Origin of the sequence: Bradyrhizobium sp. WSM2254 (assembly GCF_000472645.1) — a bacterium.
Lineage (GTDB): Bacteria > Pseudomonadota > Alphaproteobacteria > Rhizobiales > Xanthobacteraceae > Bradyrhizobium > Bradyrhizobium niftali.
Window position 1 is genome coordinate 115945 of the sequence record NZ_KI421446.1, and the last position, 20275, is coordinate 136219.

Annotated in this window: 19 protein-coding genes and 1 tRNA gene; 10 read left to right on the forward strand and 10 right to left on the reverse strand. The window is 64.4% G+C overall.

Annotated features, from left to right (window positions below):
- The first annotated feature begins 200 nt into the window (after positions 1–200).
- Positions 201–416 (forward strand): hypothetical protein, encoded by a 216-nt coding sequence (locus tag A3M7_RS0141255; RefSeq protein ID WP_027549147.1) that lies wholly within the window; start codon positions 201–203, stop codon positions 414–416.
- Between the two features lie 95 nt (positions 417–511).
- On the forward strand, positions 512–904 hold the full coding sequence (locus A3M7_RS0141260) for a RidA family protein (RefSeq protein WP_027549148.1): 393 nt from the start codon (positions 512–514) through the stop codon (positions 902–904).
- A gap of 32 nt (positions 905–936) precedes the next feature.
- Here the strand turns inward: A3M7_RS0141260 and A3M7_RS0141265 are convergent, their stop codons facing one another.
- Complete coding sequence (locus A3M7_RS0141265; protein WP_156937127.1) at positions 937–1974, reverse strand: helix-turn-helix domain-containing protein; 1038 nt, start codon at positions 1972–1974, stop codon at positions 937–939.
- A gap of 288 nt (positions 1975–2262) precedes the next feature.
- On the opposite strand from A3M7_RS0141265, the gene A3M7_RS0141270 reads away from it, so the two are divergent.
- Complete coding sequence (locus tag A3M7_RS0141270; RefSeq protein WP_084302985.1) at positions 2263–4785, forward strand: autotransporter domain-containing protein; 2523 nt, start codon at positions 2263–2265, stop codon at positions 4783–4785.
- A gap of 93 nt (positions 4786–4878) precedes the next feature.
- Here A3M7_RS0141270 and A3M7_RS0141275 read toward each other — a convergent pair whose 3' ends face one another.
- Entirely contained in the window at positions 4879–5568 is a 690-nt protein-coding gene (locus tag A3M7_RS0141275) for a TetR/AcrR family transcriptional regulator (RefSeq protein WP_027549151.1), read from the reverse strand.
- 288 nt (positions 5569–5856) lie between these two features.
- On the opposite strand from A3M7_RS0141275, the gene A3M7_RS0141280 reads away from it, so the two are divergent.
- The 3 genes from A3M7_RS0141280 to A3M7_RS0141290 all read left to right on the forward strand — a co-directional run bounded on the left by A3M7_RS0141280 (position 5857) and on the right by A3M7_RS0141290 (position 9120).
- Positions 5857–7092, forward strand: coding sequence for an acyl-CoA dehydrogenase family protein (locus A3M7_RS0141280; RefSeq protein WP_027549152.1), 1236 nt, complete (start codon positions 5857–5859; stop codon positions 7090–7092).
- 140 nt (positions 7093–7232) lie between these two features.
- Entirely contained in the window at positions 7233–8291 is a 1059-nt protein-coding gene (locus A3M7_RS0141285; protein WP_027549153.1) for a phosphotransferase family protein, read from the forward strand.
- A gap of 202 nt (positions 8292–8493) precedes the next feature.
- Complete coding sequence (locus A3M7_RS0141290; RefSeq protein ID WP_027549154.1) at positions 8494–9120, forward strand: LysE family translocator; 627 nt, start codon at positions 8494–8496, stop codon at positions 9118–9120.
- Between the two features lie 448 nt (positions 9121–9568).
- On the opposite strand, the gene argE is transcribed toward A3M7_RS0141290, so the two are convergent.
- The 3 genes from argE to A3M7_RS0141305 form a co-directional block, all read right to left on the reverse strand.
- On the reverse strand, positions 9569–10741 hold the full coding sequence (gene argE, locus A3M7_RS0141295; RefSeq protein ID WP_027549155.1) for an acetylornithine deacetylase: 1173 nt from the start codon (positions 10739–10741) through the stop codon (positions 9569–9571).
- A 126-nt stretch (positions 10742–10867) separates the two neighbouring features.
- On the reverse strand, positions 10868–11407 hold the full coding sequence (locus tag A3M7_RS0141300) for a hypothetical protein (RefSeq protein WP_245284447.1): 540 nt from the start codon (positions 11405–11407) through the stop codon (positions 10868–10870).
- 508 nt (positions 11408–11915) lie between these two features.
- On the reverse strand, positions 11916–12566 hold the full coding sequence (locus A3M7_RS0141305; RefSeq protein WP_049824017.1) for a TetR family transcriptional regulator: 651 nt from the start codon (positions 12564–12566) through the stop codon (positions 11916–11918).
- A gap of 94 nt (positions 12567–12660) precedes the next feature.
- On the opposite strand from A3M7_RS0141305, the gene A3M7_RS0141310 reads away from it, so the two are divergent.
- Complete coding sequence (locus A3M7_RS0141310; protein WP_027549158.1) at positions 12661–13149, forward strand: DUF1772 domain-containing protein; 489 nt, start codon at positions 12661–12663, stop codon at positions 13147–13149.
- Between the two features lie 967 nt (positions 13150–14116).
- On the opposite strand, the gene A3M7_RS0141315 is transcribed toward A3M7_RS0141310, so the two are convergent.
- A complete protein-coding gene (locus A3M7_RS0141315) occupies positions 14117–14902 on the reverse strand; it encodes an SDR family NAD(P)-dependent oxidoreductase (protein WP_027549159.1) in 786 nt (261 codons plus the stop codon).
- Between the two features lie 133 nt (positions 14903–15035).
- Between A3M7_RS0141315 and A3M7_RS0141320 the strand changes: the two genes are divergently transcribed.
- Positions 15036–15734, forward strand: a complete 699-nt coding sequence (locus A3M7_RS0141320) for a histidine phosphatase family protein (protein WP_027549160.1) — start codon at positions 15036–15038, stop codon at positions 15732–15734.
- 70 nt (positions 15735–15804) lie between these two features.
- Positions 15805–16572, forward strand: coding sequence for an SDR family NAD(P)-dependent oxidoreductase (locus A3M7_RS0141325; protein WP_014494484.1), 768 nt, complete (start codon positions 15805–15807; stop codon positions 16570–16572).
- A gap of 119 nt (positions 16573–16691) precedes the next feature.
- On the opposite strand, the gene A3M7_RS0141330 is transcribed toward A3M7_RS0141325, so the two are convergent.
- Positions 16692–17915: a serine hydrolase gene (locus A3M7_RS0141330; RefSeq protein ID WP_027549161.1), complete on the reverse strand. Its 1224-nt coding sequence runs from the start codon at positions 17913–17915 to the stop codon at positions 16692–16694.
- 150 nt (positions 17916–18065) lie between these two features.
- On the opposite strand from A3M7_RS0141330, the gene A3M7_RS0141335 reads away from it, so the two are divergent.
- Positions 18066–18141 (forward strand) — tRNA-Trp (locus A3M7_RS0141335).
- Positions 18142–18242: 101 nt separating this feature from the next.
- Here the strand turns inward: A3M7_RS0141335 and A3M7_RS0141340 are convergent.
- From A3M7_RS0141340 to A3M7_RS0141350, 3 genes are all read right to left on the reverse strand, one after another.
- The gene (locus tag A3M7_RS0141340) at positions 18243–19004 is read right to left on the reverse strand and encodes a glycosyltransferase family 2 protein (protein ID WP_027549162.1); all 762 of its coding nucleotides are present in this window, start codon (positions 19002–19004) and stop codon (positions 18243–18245) included.
- Between the two features lie 133 nt (positions 19005–19137).
- Positions 19138–19644, reverse strand: coding sequence for a hypothetical protein (locus A3M7_RS0141345; RefSeq protein WP_027549163.1), 507 nt, complete (start codon positions 19642–19644; stop codon positions 19138–19140).
- Between the two features lie 8 nt (positions 19645–19652).
- Positions 19653–20159: a hypothetical protein gene (locus A3M7_RS0141350; RefSeq protein ID WP_027549164.1), complete on the reverse strand. Its 507-nt coding sequence runs from the start codon at positions 20157–20159 to the stop codon at positions 19653–19655.
- Between the last annotated feature and the right edge of the window lie 116 nt (positions 20160–20275).

Consider the following 20275-nt stretch of genomic DNA (forward strand, 5'->3'; position numbering starts at 1 on the left):
GCGTGCGGGGAGAGGCCGGAATTCAAGCGCTGCTTGAATTCCGGGTGAGGGGGAGCTTCCGCGAGTTCAATGAGACGCGCGCGCGGCCTTGCGTGAGGCTTGCGCACAATCCCCAGATAAACCCGGTCCGTACTCACACAGGCTTCCGCTTCGCGCCCGACTCTGATTCGATCTCCCTGCGAGTTCCGGGAGGGAAGTGCATGTCCTATACGATCGGGTTTCAGTCCAAGAACCAGAAATCAGTTCTGGCGACCGAGGCGGCAACCGCCAATCAGGCCGTCGCCATCATTGCCGCGCTGCGGCAAAGCGCCGACGAAATAAAGTTCATCCGCTCGCCGCAGGAAGGCGAGATGGGCATCGAGATGCTGCTGCTGCTCGCCAAGGAAGAGGCCGAGGAGATGCCGCAGCGGGCCTGACCCCGCGACGACCACACTTCGATCACAAGCGAAACATGCCGGCTGCAGTATGATGTAGCAAGGCGTCAGTCTCGCGCGAACCGAAGGTGGCCGCCATGAAACGCGAAGCGCTCCGCGTCGAACCGATCTCGTCCTATCTCGACCGCTGGAAGGCGCCGACCTCGCCGGTGACGCGCGCCGGCAACATGATCTTTGTCGCCGGTCTGCCGCCATTTGATCCCGCGACGGGCGAGCTCGCGGAAATGCCGATCGAGCGGCAGAGCGAGATCGTCATGGAGCAGATGAAGCTGTGCCTTCAGACGGCCGGCGCGAGCCTCGACAACGTCATGAAGTGCAACGTCTACTGCACGTCGACAAAACATTTCGCCGTGTTCAACGCGGTCTATGCCCGCTACTTCCCGGTCGACCCGCCGGCGCGGATCTTCGTCTGCACCCCGGAATGGTTCGGCCCCTTCGACGTCGAGATCGACTGCATCGCGATGATGTGAGGAGGGCGATCGACGCGAGAGCCGTTGGCCGCTCACCACGCCGGTCTTGCCGCCGCGCGGATGTCGGAGGGCGTGGCGCCGAAGTGGCGGCGGAAGGAGCGGTTGAAATAGGAGACGTCGCCGAACCCGCTTTCGTGCGCGATCTGGGTGATGTTGAGTTGAGCGTGGCGCCGGTCGATCAGCATGCGCCGTGCTTTCGCCAGCCGCTCGGCGAGCACGTAGGCGGAGAATGACGAGCCGCTCAGTTCAAACAGCTTTCTCACGTAGCGCGGCGAGATGCCGTGACGCGCGGCGATCATCTCGGTCGATAGATCGCTGCGGCTGAGCGCGTGGAGAATGTCCGATTTGATGCTGGCAAGCCGCGCCGCCGTGGCACTGCGCTGCCGCGCGAACTCGGCGTGGTCGCCACTCGCGCCGAGTGTGAGCGCCGCGAGATCGAGGATATGGTTGGCCACGGGTTGCATCAGCGCCGGCTCGCCGAGGGCGTCGTCGTTGCGGACGACGTCGACATAGCGGGTCAGGAGATTCAGGGCTGCACTGTTGGGCGGAATGCTGCCGAAGGACGCCGCATAGTTCGGGGCCAATGCGGCCAGGGCCGGCTGCTCAAATGCCAGCCTGATGAAGTTGCCCTCCGTGAGTAGCGTGGTCGTTGAAGGTGCCTGCATCGTGAGCGCCACGGCACCGCCGACACCGCCGGTCAATTCCTGGCCGAACTGGGTGAACGAAGCAGCGCCGCTGCGCAGTAGGGCGATCACTACGACATTCCCGGCGCGCGACGCCATCTCTTTCGAGAGGCGATAATGCGCTGGCGAATGTGAGCCGGCCGCGATGCTGATATTGGGCAACAGGTTGAAGGTCACGTTCGCATGGAAGGGCGCGTCGCCGATCGGCTCCATATCGGCATTGGTCACGCTGCGCCCGAAGATCTCGCGCCACCTGTCGATTCGCTTCTCTTCGGGAAAGTCACGGGTAGATATCTGCGCTCGAAATGATCCGGTATCCTGCATCTGTCCCCTGCGGAATGGTGGCCACCACCTCCTTAAGACGCAGGCTCTCGCCAGCGCGTTCAAATCGATCCGCCCGATATCGATATTAGCGATTCCGTGTCCGTAGATATCGCGGCGGCAGGTTCACAGCGCGCGACCGTTCGGCGGAACCTGTTCCGCATGGTCCTCCCGGCGTTCCGCCTGAGACAAGTGCGGTCCACGGGATGGTGGTGCAAGTGTCACAACCGGCCGAGAGACCACTGCTGTGCCGTATGGGCCGATGTCCCGTGCCGGCTGCGCCAAGACAGTTGCGCCTCGTCAGGCCAGTTTGCAAGCGACGGCTGCTTCGGCCGCAAGACTTGGGAATGACGGATGACATCGACGAATGGCGCGGCGCGGATGACGACTATGAACTTGCCGGTAGCCAGGGCGAAGGCGCGCCCCGAACGATCGTTGACGCTGGCCGCGCCATTCGTGCTGTCGCTGATCACGGTGGTTGCGATGCCGGCGGGGCCGGCGGTTGCCGCGTGCGTCCAATCCGGCAGCACCGTCACTTGCAGCGGTGCGACCAACACCGGCTTCGGCACGGGTGCGGAAAACAATCTGGCCGTCACCGTTCAATCGGGCGCGTCGATCGACGTCGGCAATGCGCAGAAGGCGATCGATGTCGACAGCGGCAACACCGCCATCAACAACGGCGCCATCGTTGTCGGCAACGGCGGCAAGGGCATGCAGGGGATCAACAACAACGTCTTCACCAACAACGGCACGATCACGCCCGGCACGGGGGGCATGGCCATGTACGTGGCCGGCAACAACAATATTCTAACCAACGCCGGGACGATCAGCTCGACGGCGGACGGCACGGCCGGCCTCGTCCCGATTGGCGCCGGCAACACGGCGATCAATTCCGGCACCATCAGCCTGACCGGCTTGGCCTACGGCATCTCAGCCATCGGCGCCACGATCCTGAATTCAGGCACCATCACGGTCGGGAGCAGCACCGGCACCATGGGCGCAGGCGTCTTCCTGTTGGACGGTAACACTCTCACCAACACCGGCACGATCACGGCAGCCAGCACTAACGGCGTGGGTGTCGATATCAGCGGCGACGGTAACACGGTGACCAACAGCGGCTTGATCGCTGCGACCGGCGCCGGCGGACTGGGGAGTGCTATCTCTGGCCAGAACAATACGGTGGTTAACAGCGGCACGATCAGGGGCGGTACGAACGGCTACTCGCTGTTCTCCTCTAATTTTCTCGCGAGCGGAAACAGCATCACCAACAACGGTACGCTGGACGGGCGGATCGCACTCATGGGGTCGGGCGACAGCCTGATCAATGCCGGGTTGATCACCATCACGGATCCGGGGACCGCGCTTGCGGTGAGTAACCTCGCCTTCGCCGGCACATTCACCCAGACCGCGCAGGGTACGCTGGCGCTACGGGTCGACAATGCGGGCAATCGTGACGTTCTGTCCGCAGTGCAGGCCAACCTCAACGGTACCTTGCGTGCGGTGCTGCAGCCGGGGCTCTATCAGTCGTCCACGACCTACACCGGGGTCGTGCAGACCACCGCCGCCATCACGGGCCAGTTTGCGAGCGTCGCCTCGTCGTCGGCCTTCTTCAACGCGACCGCGACCTACAATGCCAATTCGGTCGACCTGATATTGACGCGCCAGGGTTTTGGCGCCGTCGCGGGTGAGACCCAGAACCAGCGCGCGATCGGCAATGCGCTCGAGGCCGGCTATTCGACGGCGCTGACCGGCGCCACCGCGACCTTCTACGCGCAATTGCTGCAGGCGGGTTCGCTGCGCGTGCTCGACCAGCTCTCGGGCGAGGGCACCAGCGGCACCCAGAACACCGCGTTCAATTCGGGCGTGCTGTTCGGCCAGACCATGGAGGGCCAGATGGAAGCCTGGCGCGCCGGCAACCGCGGCGGCGTCGCCAGCGACGCTGCGCTTGGCTACGCTGCGGAGCAACCGCGCAGCCCGGCTGCGTCGGCGTTCGCGGCCCTGAAGGCGCCGGCGATGGCGCAGCCGCGATGGAACGCCTGGGCCGCCGGCTTCGGTGCCGGGCAGCAGCTCGCGGGCAATGCGAGCGTCGGCAGCGCGAGCCTCAGCAACCGCGCCGCCGGCGGCGCGATGGGGGTCGATTACCTCGTCAATCCCGATCTCCTGCTGGGCATGGCGGCCGGCGGCTCCAGCGCGACTTTCTCCGTCGATGATCGCGCGACGTCGGGCAGGCTCGAGGGTGGCCATGTCGGCGCCTATGCGATGCAGCGGTTCGGCGCCAACTATCTCTCGGCGCAGATCGCCCATAGCCATTTCCACAATACCACGACGCGGACCATCACTGGCGTCGGCACCACCGAAGCCGCGCAGGGGTCATTCGGGAGCGACCAGCTTGGCGGAAGGCTGGAGATCGGCCGCTCCTTCGACTTCGGCATCACTGCGGTGACGCCGTTCGCCGCGATCCAGGCCGCACGGCTGTGGCAGGGCGCCTACACCGAAGCCAGCACGGCCGGTGCTGCACCCGGCGTACTCGGATTGAGCTACGCCGCGCAGAGCGTCACGTCGCTGCCGACGTTCCTCGGCGCCAAGTTCGACGGTCGCGTCGCGTTCGGCAACGGCATGGTGTGGAGCCCATTCGTGCACGCCGCCTGGGTGCACGAATTTCGGCCCTCGCGCACCATCACGGCATCGTTGGTCACCGTGCCGGTATCGGCGTTCACGATCGCTGGCGCGAGTGCCGCCTCTGACTCGGCACGGCTCGATCTCGGCTCGCGCCTGGCGCTCAATCGCTGGTGGGAGGTGTCGGCGCGCGTCACCGGCGAATTCTCGGACCTCGGTCAGAGCTATTCCGGGATGGGGGCGCTGAAGGCGAGTTGGTGAGGACGCGGCGAAAGACTCGGTCGATCCAGCCCCCGATCGAGTCTTGCCGCCGTGCCGCCAGCTCGCCGGACGCTCTTCTTCGTCTGCACGTTCTCACAAATCCTGCCGTGTCAGCCGACCGTTCGCAGCCATCGGCCGGGCGGCCGGCTTGCTCGTGGCTTCGGCACCGGTCAGCGCCATCGTCGCCACGCTGACCACGCGCGCGACCACGTCCTCGACGTCGTCGAGGTCGCACTTGCCTTCCGACAGTTTCGTCAGCCGCTCGCTCTCGCGGATGGTGTGGTGCGCCATGGCGAGCGCGAAGTTGAGGCCCCAGTAGATATCGACGTCGCTGCGGTCGGGCAGGGACCTGCGCATCGCGCCGGCGAATTTGCGCAGATGGTCGATCTCGCGGTTCTTGATGCGGCGGATCGGCGGCACGGATTCGATCGAGGCGCGGATCATGAAGCGCGCCGCGGTCGAGCGCTGGTTCTCGGGGCCGAGGCAGCCGCGCAAGGTCGGGCCGACGAGGGCGCGCAGGATCACCTCGATCGGCGCGCGGCCGCCGCCTTCTTCTTCCGCCGCCTTCAATTCGCGCAGGCGCTCGCGGTTGGTGGCGATCGAGCGGGAGACGAACAGTTCCGCGATCAATTCGTCCTTCGAGCCGAAATGATAGTTCACCGCCGCGAGGTTGACATTGGCCTCCGCGACGATGTCGCGCAGCGTCACGTCGCCGAAGCCGCGATCGGCGTAAAGCCGTTCGGCGGCGGCGAGAATGGCAGACCTCGTATGATCGCTGGCCATGGCTCTCTATCCCGTCATTCCGGGGCGCGACATCGTCGCGAACCCGCGCTTCGCCTCGCCCCGGAATGACGAGGAGGGCGCGAAGTGCCGAGGGAGTTGCAATTCAAACAGTTGTATGAAACTATCGTTTGAAGGCCGGGAAAAGTCAATCCGCAATCGGGACTCGTTCGCAACTGCGATCAGGCCTGAAGCTTCGCAAGGCGCGCGCATTCATGCTTGCGGGCCGTGCGCGGCGGGAGGACAGTCCGGCGCAAAACCGGTTCAAAGAGAGAAAACGAGGAGCGTCCCATGGATTTCGATCTGTCCCCCAAGCAGAAGGAATGGCTCGACCGCGTGCGGTCCTTCATGGCCAAGCACGTGCGTCCGGCGGTGCCGGTCTATGACGAGCAGGATCGCACCGGCGAGCGCTGGAAGGTGATCCCGATCCTGGAGGACCTCAAGAAGAAGGCGAAGGCCGAAGGCCTCTGGAACATGTTCATGCCGCCGTCCGAGCATGAGGACGATGAATTCCGCGGCGCGGGATTGACCAATCTCGAATACGCGCTGCTGTCGGAAGAGATGGGTCGCATCACCTGGGCCTCCGAAGTGTTCAATTGTTCCGCGCCCGACACCGGCAACATGGAAGTGTTCATCCGCTACGCCACCAGGGAGCAGAAGCGCAAATGGCTGCGGCCGCTGATGGACGGCGAGATCCGCTCGGCCTTCCTGATGACGGAACCGGCAGTGGCCTCGTCCGATGCCACCAACATCGAGACCCGCATCGAGAAGGACGGCGATCACTACGTCATCAACGGCCGCAAATGGTGGTCGTCCGGCGTCGGCGATCCCCGCTGCAAGATCGCGATCCTGATGGGCAAGACCGATCCGAAGGCGGCCAAGCACCAGCAGCAGTCGCAGATCCTGGTTCCGCTCGACACATCAGGCATCAAGGTCGAGAAGATGCTCCCCGTCTTCGGCTTCGACGACGCGCCGCACGGCCATGCCCAGGTGCTGCTCGACAACGTGCGGGTGCCGAAGGAGAACATCCTGCTCGGCGAAGGCCGCGGCTTCGAGATCGCGCAGGGCCGCCTCGGTCCCGGCCGTATCCACCACTGCATGCGCACCATCGGCAAGGCCGAGGAGGCGCTGGAGAAGATGGTGAAGCGGCTCTCTTCGCGCACCGCGTTCGGCAAGAAGATCATCGAGCATTCGGTGTGGGAACAGCGCATCGGCGAGGCGCGCACCGACATCGAGATGAACCGTTTGCTGTGCCTCAAGGCCGCCGACATGATGGACAAGGTCGGCAACAAGGCGGCGCAGCTCGAGATCGCCATGATCAAGGTCGCAGGCCCCAACATGGCGCTGAAGATCATCGATCAGGCGATCCAGGCCTTTGGCGGCGCCGGTGTCTCCGACGAGGCCGGCCTTGCCAAGGACTACGCCCACATCCGCACGCTCCGTCTCGCCGACGGTCCGGACGAGGTGCATAACCGCGCCATTGCCAGACTTGAAGTTCGGAAGTATGCAAACTCTTCCAGTCATTAGAAACGGGAGAGAGCGCATGGCGCTCTCCACTTCGTCATTCCGGGATGGTCCGTAGGACCAGACCCGGAATCTCGAGATTCCGGGTTCGCCTCTTCGAGGCGCCCCGGAATGATGGACAAAAGAATTGAGGGAGCGTCATCGTGGCCGACGGCGTCAGGAAAGACGAGGAGTTCTCGGGCACCAAGCCGGTCGAGGAGCGGCATCGTTTCGACGAGCTGCGCCTCGAGGCGTGGATGCGCGACAACGTCGAAGGCTATGAGGGACCGCTGGTTGTCCTCCAGTTCAAGGGCGGCCAGTCCAACCCGACCTACCGGCTGAACACGCCGAAGCGTTCCTACGTGATGCGCAGAAAACCGTTCGGCAAATTGCTGCCCTCGGCGCACGCGGTCGATCGCGAATACCGCGTCATCGCAGCCCTTGGAAAGCAGGGTTTTCCGGTCGCGCGCGCCTACGCGCTGTGCCAGGACGACAGCATCATCGGCGCCGCCTTCTACATCATGTCGATGGAGGACGGCCGGGTGTTCTGGGATCCGACGCTGCCGAGCCAGACGCCGGAAGATCGCCGCAAGATCTTCACCAGCAAGATCGAGACGCTGGCAAAACTCCACATGTTCGATCCCGTCGCGATCGGCCTCGGCGATTTCGGCAAGCCCGGAAACTATTTCGCGCGCCAGATCGACCGCTGGACCAAGCAATATCGCGCCTCCGAAACCCAGCACATTCCGGAGTTCGAGAAGGTCGCCGAATGGCTGCCCAAGACCGTGCCGGAACAGGCGCGCGTCTCGATCGTCCACGGTGACTACCGGCTCGACAACATGATTTTCCACGCGACGGAACCGCGCGTGCAGGCTGTGCTCGACTGGGAGTTGTCGACGCTCGGCGATCCCATGGCCGACTTCACCTATCTGCTCATGCAGTGGATCATGCCGGGCCTGCAGGGCGCCGACCTCAAGGCGCTCAACATTCCGAGCGTGGAAGAGGCCGCGCAGATCTATTGCAACGTCACCAAGATGACGGTGCCTGATCTCAACTGGTATTTTGCTTACAACCTGTTCCGCCTCGCCGGCATCACCCAGGGAATCGCCGGCCGCGTCCGCGACGGCACCGCCGCCAACGCCAAGGCGCTCGAATCCGCCAAGCGCACCGTGCCGCTGTCGCAGGCGTCGTGGGAGTACGCGCAGAAGGCGGGCGCAGTGTAGGGACATGCGGCGGCGCGGCCATGTGGCCGCGCTTTTCTTTTGAGGCCCTCGCTGCTCCGACACGCTCCGCGTCATTGCCCGCGCAAGCGGGCAATCCAGTATTCCAGAGGCAGCAGTGCTTGAGCCGAGAAGCCGCGGCGTACTGGATGCCCCGGTCAAGCCGGGGCATGACAGCGAGGTTGCGGTGACGTAAGCTCGCTACATGATCGACCACACCACCCTCATCACCTACATCCTCATCGTGCTCGGCTTCGTCTTCATTCCCGGCCCGGCCACGCTGCTCACCATGGCGCGCGCCGCAAGCTCAGGAACGAAGGTGGGTATCGCGACGGGCGCGGGGATCGCTGCGGGTGACGTGATCCACACCAGCATGGCGATCGTCGGCCTCTCGGCGATCATCGCCACTTCGGCGCTCCTCTTCAGCATCGTCAAATATGCGGGGGCCGCGTTCCTGATCTATCTCGGCATTCGCGCCATGCTCGACAGGGCACCGATCGCTCTGAACGGCGGAGCGCCCACGATCAGTGCAGGCCGCGCATTCCGCGAGGCCGTGCTGACCGAGGTGCTCAATCCCAAGACGGCGCTGTTCTTCCTGGCGTTCCTGCCGCAGTTCGTGAGGCCGGAACACGGCGCGACCGCGCTGCAGCTTGCGATCCTCGGCATCGTCTTTGTGCTGCTCGGCTTGTTGAGCACCGTCGTGTTTGCTGTGGGTGCCGGTCGTCTCGGCAATTTCCTGCGCCGCCATCCGGCCGTCGTGAAGTGGCAGGGCAAGGTGGTCGGGACCATCTATTGTGCCGTCGGCGTGCGGCTGGCCTTGCAGGAGCGCTGAGGCAACCGGAGGCCCCTGTAGCCCGGGTGAGCGCAGCGATTCCCGGGACAGTGGTCCCGCATGTCGCTTCCGCCTTCGCTCTGCGAGCTACGGCGGACAAGTCGCTCACACGGGTTATGCGCCGTCCCTACATTCTCTGCGTCATTGCCCGCGAAGGCGGGCAATCCAGTATTCCAGAGGCTGCAGTGGTTGAGCCGAGGGGCCGCGGCGTACTGGATGCCCCGGTCAAGCCGGGGCATGACACCGATGATGAGGAGCGCTCGTTCGCTCCGTCATTGCGAGCGAAGCGAAGCAATCCAGAATCTTTCCGCGGTGGCAGACTGGATTGCTTCGTCGCACCAGCGCAAAATTGCTTCGCAATTTTGTCGCGGGCTCCTCGCAATGACGAGGATGGAGCTCGGAGTCCTCGCAATCGGTTCGCGCAAACTGGCGGGTTACGCCCTATGCATCAGCCCTTCGCGCAATGCGCGATCAGCTTCTCGACGAACCCCGCACATTTCAACAGCTCCGACATCTCCACGAACTCGTCCGGCGTGTGCGCCTGCGCGATCGCGCCGGGGCCGATCACCACCGAGGGGATGTCGGCCATGCTGGCGAACAGGCTCGCCTCGGTGCCGAAGGCGACCTTGGCGTGGTCGTTGCGGCCGGCGAGGCCCTTGGCCAGCGTGACGATTGGCGCGTCGGCGGCGGTGTCGAGCGCGGGATAGTCGAGGATTTCCTCGAAATCGATGCCGCACTCGGGATGCCGCGCCTTCATCGCCGGCTCGATCTCGGCCTTGGCCCAGGCGACGATCGCATCCGTCACCTCGCGCGACTCGGTGATGCCGATGCCGCGGCATTCGAAATCCACCGTGCAGGTATCGGGCACGATGTTCAGCGCGGCGCCACCATGCACGATGCTGGTGAGCAGCGTCGAGTGCGGAACGTCGTAGAGGCTGTCTGTCGATCTCTTGCCAGCGAGCAGCACGGCACGACGGCGGATCTCGACGATCAGCTCGGCGGCATATTCGATCGCGTTGACGCCGTCGGGCGCGATCGAGGAATGGCGTGCGAGTCCGCGAAACGTCGCGCGCACACCGTGCTTGCCCTTGTGGCCGATGATGACCTGCATCTGCGTCGGTTCGCCGATGAAAGCGCCGAGCGGCCTGACCGTTTTCCTGGCGACCTCGCCGAGCATCGGCCGCACGCCGACACAGCCGATCTCCTCGTCATAGGAAATCGCCAGATGAATCGGCGTCCTGAGCCTGGCCTCCAGCATCTCCGGCACCATGGCGAGACACACCGCGACAAAACCCTTCATGTCGGTGGTGCCGCGGCCGTAGAGCCTGCCGTCGCGCTCGACCAGCTTGAACGGATCGTGGCTCCAGTCCTGGCCCACGACCGGAACGACGTCGGTATGGCCCGACAGCACCAGGCCGGGGCGGTCCTCCGGCCCGATCGTGACCCACAGCGAAGCCTTCTGCCCGGTCTCGTCGACGATGCGCTCAAAGCCGACGCCGAGCGCGGCGAGGTAGCTTTCGATATGGGCGATCAGGGGCAGGTTGGTGCGGTCGCTGACGGTGTCGAAGCCGACGAGGTCGGCGAGGAGCTTGCGAATCCGGTCGGGTCTTGTGTCCAGCATTCTCGGGATCATGTGATGGGAGGGATCTTGGTCGGCTCTGCCGCCTGCACGAACCATACCAACGGAACGGCACGACGTGCAAACCCGTTGGCGGGCGGGCGAGCCGGGTCGGCCCTCCGAATGCGCTCAATTCTTCTGGGCCGCGTTCTTCTTGGCCGGAGCGGGCGCCGGCGCCGCGGCGGCTTCCGTCGCCGCTTGCGGTGTTGCGACCGAAATGCCGTAGGGCCGCCACTGGTTGGCGACGTTCTGGAAGGTGAGGTCGAAATTGATCTGGAGCGGGCGGGTCGGAAAGAATCCTGTCAGCCGCAGCATCTTGTTGGGATCGAGATAAGGCGGCGTCGAGAGCTGCGGTGCGGCAAGCGCCACCGAGAACAGGTCGAAGTTTCGCCGCCGCAGGTCGGTGAAGCCCAGCGCGAGATCGGCGGCGCTGTTCCTGGCCTGGAAGTCGGGCGCGGCGAGATCGCGCAGCACCGAATAGTTGCCGGAGCGGTTGGCATCGTTCAGCGTCAGCAGCGTCGAGCGGATCAGATACAGCGCCTGCTCGGCGTTGACGGGAAGCTGTTGCTGCCTGGCGGCGGCCTTGTCGTCCTCGGCCATGGTCGGGCTCATGACCGCCAGCGACGTGGCGACCACCACGCCCAAAGCGAGGGCGAGATATTTCCGCACGCATATAGCCAAATCCAGCCTCACCATCCGAGCCTGCCCCCGACACGCGCGCCGGGCAGGTTCTGCTTCATGCCTGCAAAAAACATGCATCGTCATTCCTCGAACAAACCGAGCTGGTGACATTAGCGGTTCGGCCGAACGGAATCTGTCACCGCCCGGCAACATCAGGCCAGGACCATTCCGCCCGAATGAGGCGGGCCGCTTGCGCCAACCTGTAGACCCGTAGCCCGGGTGAGCGAAGCGATACCCGGGGCCGGTGGCGAGAAAAACCCGGATATCGCTTCGCTCATCCGGGCTACGAGATGTTGCGTTACGCGTCGGGGCAAAACACCCAAGCCATCGGTCAATGCCCGATGACGGGAAGTTCCACTTTACCGAAATTCGGAATTGGCGGATAGTGCGCACACTCCGGCCCAAGGAAGAGGGGCGTATCGCCTCGGTGGTGCCGCGGCCGTAGAGCGTGGCGGTTCGGGCAAATCGCGATCGCGAAGGGTGCTTTCGGCGAACCTCAGCCGAGCGCGGAGAGGTCTTTCGGCAGCATTCGCTTGAACAGGTCGAGCGTACGCCGCGCCTCCGCCGGCGGCAAGGCAATGGCGTGACGAACCGCGGCTGCGATCTGGATCATCGCCAGTTGCGAAAAGGAGGTGAGGGCGGCGGCGGGCTGTTTCGGCGCGACACGCTTGAGTGCCTCGCGCAAGAGGCCGGCGAGAAAGGCCACATCCTCCTCGTCGATCTTCTGCAAGCGTCGGTCGGCCTGCGTCGCCTGCCAGATGTGATGCATCACAGGATGCTCGCGGAACATCCGGTTATAGCCGTCGGTGATGCGGCACAGCGCAGCGTGCAGGTCGGATAGCTTCTTCATCTCGGCGAGGTCGCGCTGGACGCATTCGCGGCCGATGGCATTGCAGCGCTCGGCGAGCGTCCCGATCACCGTGCTCTTGTCCGGAAAATACTGATAGAGCGAGCCGAAGGCGATGCCGGTGCGCTCGACGATGTCGCTCATCCGGAAGGCGTCGCTGCCTTTCTCGGTGAGGATCTCGGCCGCAGCCGTCAGGATGCGGTCGAAGCGTTCCCGGCTTCGCTCCTGCGTCGGCACCAGCGGCGTGCGTCGCGCGGCCGCGTGCGTCGTCTTGTCCGTCCTGCCTTTCCGTTCCGGCATGCTGATTCCCGCTACCCGCGCTTGACGTCAGAAATAAGAGAGTTTATCGCATTTATCAAATGCGAGAGTTTATCGTATTTGAGGGAGCTGCGGCATGCGGCAGGTTTTTACGACCGGCCTGCTCTGGTTTTCGGCGATTGGCTGCGGCCTCATGGCCGGAATCTATTTCGCCTTTTCGACCTTCATCATGACCGCGTTTGGCCGGCTCGGCCAGGCGGCCGGCATCGCGGCGATGAACGCGATCAATGTCGACATCGTACGCTCGCTGTTCATGCCGCTGTTTCTCGGCACGACCGTGGCAGGCGCGGCGCTGGTGGTGATGGGTTCGTTGCGCGTCAGCGAGCCGGGGGCAGTGAGCATGATCGCCGGCGGCGGCCTCTATGTCATCGGCATGTTCGTCGTGACGATGGTGTTCAACGTCCCGCTCAACAACGCGCTCGCCGCGGTGCAGCCATCCGCGCCGGAGGCTGGTGCCGTGTGGGCGGCGTATCTGAAGGACTGGACGTTCTGGAACCATGTGCGGACGGTTGCGTCGGTGGTGGGGTGTGCGCTCTTTGTCGCCGCGCTTGCTTCGTCGTCGTAGCCCGGGTGAGCGGAGCGATACCCGGGACCGGTGGTGATCGAGAATCCCGGATGTCGCTTCGCTCACCCAGGCTACAATCCCTTGCGTTGCCCGACGGGCAAGACACGCAAGATGCCGGTCAACGCGCGGCCGCAAAATATTCCACTTTACCGAAATTCGGAATTGGCGGATAGTGCGCGCACTCCGGCCCAAGGAAGAGGGGCGTATCGCGATCGTCACGAACGCGGGCCGGGCGGCGGTGGACGCAGGTCACATCGGCGCGAAAGGCATCGCAGGGCGGGCAACCGTGAGCGAAGGCATCGCGCGCACGACCGGTGTGATCGGCGTACGGCCAAATCGTGTCGTCCTGGCGCCCGGGGTCTGTGCGCCAAGTCTTGCGGTGATGGGTGNGGNCCGACCGGACCGCGCGCATCAGCCATCCGCANGGCGACGGGGGCAATAGTGCATCGCTCCCCGGGGAGAGCACGACATAAGCCGTTCCAACCATCCGCGCAGGGAAGGCCGGGATGCTCCGGTTGCCCTGTTTCCCCGCTGTGCATCGTAGCGCAATCCGCGTTTGGCATGGCGGCCAATGGGAGCCAACCGGCTCCCGGCCTTCCCTGCGCCCTCTTTCATCTGAGGGCAGGCGACGAAGCAAAGCTCGGGCGAAACAAGCCGCGAGGATGCGAAGGTGTGTCTGCGATGAGAATGCGAATTGAGCGACGCTGCTACCACATACTCCGTCATTGCGAGCGCAGCGAAGCAATCCAGGCTGTCACCGCGGAAAGATTCTGGATTGCTTCGCTGCGCTCGCAATGACGGTGTTGATACGTGGGCACACTACCTCCCCGATGTCGTCCCGGCGAAGGCCGGGACCCATAACCCCAGGGTGTAGTTTGGCGAAGATTGTTCGTTCGGTACTTCTGCCAACCGCGATCGATCGAATCCGCGGTATGGGTCCCGGCCTTCGCCGGGACGACACTGTGTGTTAAACCGGCTTGCCCGTATACGGCATCGACGCCGTCAGGCCGCCGTCCACCGGGAACGCCTGGCCGTTGACATACGAGGCTTCGTCGCTGGCCAGGAACAGTCCCATCGCCGCGAGCTCGTGCGGCTGGCCGGGGCGCTTCAGCGGATTGAGCTGGCCGATCTTGTCTTGGGTGCCGCGCTCCTTGGCGCGGTCGAAGATCGGTTTCGTCATGCCGGTTTCGATCAGGCCCGGGCAGACCGCGTTGATACGCACGCCGGTGCCGGTGAGCGAATAGGCGGTGGTCTGCACCAGGGAAATCACGCCGGCCTTGCTCGCCGCATACGGATGGCCGCTGGCGCCGGCCTTGAGGCCCGCGACGGACGCCGTCAGCACGATCGCGCCCGACTGCTGCTTCACCATGTGCGGCATCGCGTGCTTCACCGCGAGGAACGGTCCGATCAGATTGACGCGCAGCACCTCCTGCCAGTGCTCGACGGTTTGCTCGCCGAGCGGGACGAGCCCGCCGGAGACGCCGGCATTGGCCCAGATCACGTCGAGCCGGCCGTGCGTCTTCACCGCCTTGTCGATGACCGCGATCACATCCTTCTCGGAACCCGCATCCGCGACCATCGCTTCCGCGACACCGCCGGCCTTCTTCACCTCCTCGACGGTCTCCTTCACCGCCTCGGTGCGATCGACCGCGATCAGCCTGGCGCCCTCCCTGGTGAACAGCAGCGCAGCGGCGCGGCCGATGCCGCTGCCGGCGCCTGTGATGATGACGGATTTGTCTTGCAGACGACCCATGCGTTTCTCCCTTTGGCTCGCGCACGACGCTTGCCGCGCGACGGAATTTCAAACAAGATTTCAAACGGTAAAGTGTCTTGAGACACGTTCACACCTGACGTACAGCGACATTACACGGGATGGAAGGGTTTCGATGGCAGGCGCAGACAAGCCGAATGTGGTCACGACACGGTGGTGGTGGGTCCGTCACGCGCCTATGCGCAATGACGGCGGCAATATCTACGGACAGAGCGATATCGCCTGCGACACCAGCGACACCTATGTGTTCAATGCTGTTGCCAAGGTGCTGCCACGCAAGGCGGTCTGGTATTCGAGCAATCTGATGCGGACGCATCAAACGGCCGAAGCGATCTGGGCGGCCGGCTTTCCAAGGCCTGCATCGATGAAGTGGGAAGCGGACCTTGCCGAGCAGAATCTCGGCCGCTGGCAGGGCATGAACCGCGCCCAGTTCATCGCCAGCCGTCCCGTCGGCATGAGCTGGTTCGCCGACATCAACGAGCCCGCGCCCGGCGGCGAAAGCTTCATGGATCTCTACAACCGCACGCGCCGCACCATCGAGCGGATCAACACTGAGACGGCGGGGCAGGACATCATCGCGGTCGCGCATGGCGGCACCATCAAGGCCGCGCTGGGGCTCGCGCTCGATGGCCAGCCGGAGCGGGGCCTGTCGTTCGACATCGACAATTGCTCGGTGACGCGGCTCGACTATTTTGCGAGTCCCGAGCGCAAGGTCTGGCGGCTGCCGATGGTCAATCAGCAGCCGTGGATCGCGGATGATGCGCACGCGGCGATGCACCAGCTTGCGGGACCTGAAGTCAAGAAGCTCGCCTGAGCAATTGTCGGGTCGCGTGGACGCGGCATAGGCTTCAGGCCAATTCAAATCATAACTCTGGGAGAGAAACATGACCTTGTTCGACATGAAGGGGAAAGTTGCCGTCATCACCGGCTCGACGCGCGGCATCGGGCTTGCGATCGCCGAGCGCATGGCCGAGCACGGCGCCAAGGTCGTGATCTCGTCGCGCAAGGCCGACGTCTGCGACCAGGTCGCGAAGGGGATCAACGACAAGTTCGGCAAGGGCACCGCGGTCGCGATCGCCGCCAACATCTCCTCGAAGGAAAATCTGCAAAACCTGATTGACGAGAGCAACCGCGCCTTCGGCAAGATCGACGTGCTGGTGTGCAACGCCGCATCGAACCCGTATTACGGTCCGCTCGCCGGCATTTCCGACGATCAGTTCAGAAAGATCCTCGACAACAACATCGTCGCCAACAACTGGTTGATCTCGATGGTGGTGCCGCAGATGATCGAGCGCAAGGACGGCTCGATCATCATCGTCTCCTCGATCGGCGGCCTCAAGGGCTCGACCATCCTCGGCGCCTATGCGATCTCGAAGGCCGCCGACATGCAGCTCGCGCGCAACCTCGCCTGCGAATACGGCAAGCACAACATCCGCGTGAACTGCATCGCACCCGGCCTGATCAAGACCGATTTCGCCAAGGCGCTGTGGGACAATCCGGAGAACCTGAAGGCCTCGACCTCGCGTTCGCCGCTGCTCCGCATCGGAATCCCCGACGAGATCGCCGGCGCGGCCGTGTTCCTGGGCTCGAAGGCCGGCGACTTCATGACCGGCCAGACCATGGTGATCGACGGCGGCGCGACGATCAGCTGAGGCGATATAGCGTCATCCCGGGGCGCGCGTTAGCGCGAACCCGGGATCTCGAGATTCCCCGGTGCGCAATTGCGCACCATAGTTCGGTCCTGCGGACCGCTCCGGAATGACCCTTCGGGTCAATCCACCGCGGCGTACACCAGGTCCCGCACCAGCGTGCGCGTGTAATCGCGCTGGCCCGGACCCTGGCTCATGAACACCGCGAACAGATCCTCCTTCGGGTCGATCCAGAAGAACGTCCCCGCAATGCCGCTCCAGAAATACTGGCCGACACTGCCGGGGAAGGGCGCGATGCCGGCCTCGCTGCGCACGGCGAAGCCGAGGCCGAAGCCGTGACCGGGCGAGAGCAGGGTGCCGTTGGTCTTCACCTCGGGCCCGAGGTGGTCGGAGGCCATCAGCTCCAGCGTCTTGCGGCCGATGATCCTGTTGCCGTCGAGCGTGCCGCCATTGCGCAGCATCAGCGCGAAGCGGGCGTAGTCCATCGTGGTGGAGACGAGGCCGCCGCCGCCGGATTCCATCACCGGCTGTTCCAGCATGTTGAACAGCGCGACCTTGTCGCCGGTCCAGGGATCGGCCGCGAACGGCTCGGCGAGCCTGTTGGCATTGGCTTCGCTGGTCGCAAAGCCGGTCTCGGCCATCTGGAGCGGGGCCAGGACGCGCTCGGTCAAGAACGCGCCGAGCGGCTTGCCGCTGACGACTTCGATGATGCGGCCGAGGATGTCGGTGGAGCGGCTGTAGTTGAACTCCTCGCCGGGGTGGCAGACCAGCGGGAAGCTCGCCACCAGCGCCGCGTGCTCGGCATTGGTGATCTTGCGGCTGCGCACCCGCGAGTCCTGGTAGATCTTGTGCACGGGGCCGTCGCCCTGGTGCTCGTAGGTCAGGCCGGAGGTGTGGCGGAGCAGGTCCTGCACCGTCATCGGGCGCCTCGGGGGAACCAGGTCCAGCCTGCCGCCGCTGACCACGCCGACCTTCTGGTCGGCAAATTCCGGGATGAACTTGGCGACGGGATCGCCGAGCAGGAGGTGGCCGTCCTCGACCAGCGTCATGACGGCGACCGAGACGATCGGCTTGGTCATCGAGAAGATCCGGAAGATCGAATCAAGCGCCATCGGCGCCGATGCGGCCGGGCTCTGGCGTCCCAGCGCCTCGAACCAGCCGACCTGGCCGCGGCGGGCCACCAGCACGGTGATTCCGGGGACGGTGCCCTTGTCGATCTCGCGCTTGAAGGCGTCCGACATCGCCTGGAGGCGCGGCCGCGACAGGCCCAGCGTCTCGGGCTTGGCCTCAGGCAAAGGCGGTGTTTTCGGCGCGGTGGCGGGGCTAAGGGCGGCTGTCGCGGTCATGGTTACTCCCGGGGGCAGATTATTATCGGGAGCGAACTGTGGCCCAGAAGGCGCGGCACAAACAAGCGAAGGCAGCGCGCTTCTCCCTTGCAATCCGGCCGTCCCCTGTGCTTGAAAGCGGCCGTGATCCTAAGGCGACGCAGGGTCCGTAGGAGTGTAGCTCAATTGGTAGAGCACCGGTCTCCAAAACCGGGGGTCGCAGGTTCGAGCCCTGCCACTCCTGCCAGCGAAATCAACCATTTAGACTAGATATCGGCAGGATGGGGACAAGATCTCCCCGGCAGGCGCACGCGGTCGTTGCCCGCGATCGGGGCCCTCGGCCTGGGATCAGCGTGCGGGGGTCGGCCCGGCGTTGGCGGGAACCTGATCGAGATCGACATCCCGAATCGGAACGCGGCGGAGCAGCGAGACGATGGTCTCGACGAGCTCGAAATAGGTGCGCAGCCGCAGCGCACGCGATGACCCCTTCAGCTCCGCGTTCAGGCTCACGGGGACCTGGATGTGGGTGAGGCCGAGCTGGAGCAGCGAGATCAGCGCACAGATCTGATAGCCATAGCCGTCGGCCTTGACCGCGATCTGGCGTAGCCATTTCACGGGGTAGACGATCATGCTGTGGTAGTCCGACAGCCAGAAGCCGAACAGGCAGTTCAGGACGAAGCGCAGCGAGTGCGACTGGATCGAGCGGTTGACGGAGCGGTCCGACTGGTTGTCGCGATAGGTGATGACGATGTCGGCGGCGCCCGCCGCCTTGAACATCCTGGCGATGCCGTCGTTCTGAAAGGCGTGATCGCCTGGGATGAGGGTGATGGCATCGAATTTCGCGCGCGCCAGGGCGTATTCGAAGCCGGCGCCGACGCCCCGCCGTTCGGCGTTGTGATGCACGATGATCCGCGGCTCCCTGGCCGCGAACTCGTCCATGATCGCGCCGGTGGCATCGGTGCTGCCGTCGTCGATCAGGAAGATCTCGAAATCGTCCAGCAATTCGCGCGCGAGCGGCAGCACGCCGTCAATGGTGTCGGCGATCTTGTCCTGCTCATTCAGCGCAGGGATGACGATCGTAAGCCTTTTTGCCGCCCTGGAAGGTGTCATCGCATACCGCCGCTGCCGGCCACTCTTACTGTTGGACTGTTGGAACCCCATCCACAACCCTGGGTGATCAGGGTGCAGCCAACAATATCGGTCCCACAGGTCAGGTCAACGCCAGGGCGTTGCATTCGGGCAACTAGTCGGGGAAATCGTAAAGTCCGGTGTCGCCGATGCCGAAGGCATGGCGCAGCCGCCCGATCCGTTTTGCCATGATCTGCCCTGCCTCCGTCGCGGCAAAGCGCGAGTCGACCTGCTCGACCAGGCCGCCGTCGATCAAGATCTTGGTCCGCCCCTGGAACAGAGCTGGAACCTGCCGTTCCACGACATCCGACAGCGGAGCCTTCCGGCCGGGCCGGTCGACCAGACCAAGCAGGATGTCCAGTGAGACCGATTTGTAGACTGCTCCGAACGCGAAAACGTAACCCATGACGCCAAAGCCGAAGATCGATGCGGCGTCCCAATAGCGGAATTGCGGGAGGGTCAACACGCCGAGCAGCACGCCAAGAAGATGCGAAACGACCGCGGCGATCGCGAGCAGGATCACCGGTGCAAGCGACCAGCCCTGAACACGGGCGATGAACTGCATGGCGGGCGCCAGCAGGGCAAATACGACGGCAGCGATGAGACCGACAGCGAATGACATCGTGGCCGTTATCCAAGACCCGTTGAGAAGCGAACGAGTTTGACAAGATGCGCAACCGCGAGCCCCTTGGCCGTCGGGGCCAATTTGCCGTCGGCCGTCGTCACCATTCCCGAACCGATCAGGAGCTTCAATCGATTGTGCGCGAAGGTGCCGAGATCTCCCCCCTGCATGTAGGCCGCAGCCCATTGCTCCGAGGTGAGGGGACGTCCGGCCTGGACGAGCGCCGTGAGCAGCGTCAGAGTAAAGCCCCAGGCCAGCAGGCTGAACAGGACGTAGCAAAGCATCATCGCCGTCGCCAGGAGGAAGAGGCCGCTGACCAAATCGTCGAGATGTCGTGGACCTGGAATCGCGATGCAGGCGATCACGAAAAGCGCGATAACGCTGAGACAGCCCAGCCGAAAACGGCGGCCGGCTCCGCCAATGGCAGCGATACGCGCATAGCACAGCAACAGCAGCGGAAGCGCGACACTGAGACAGATCGCAGTGGTCTGCACCGGGCCCGGTAGGAAATTCATCGCGGATCGCCTTGGACGCCTCGGTGCTGCCCGACCTGTGCGGTGTCTATAGGAGGTCGCATTTTGGGGGTCAATGAGCAATTCGGAGCCCGCCATCCGGCTCTTGCGGCGGTCAG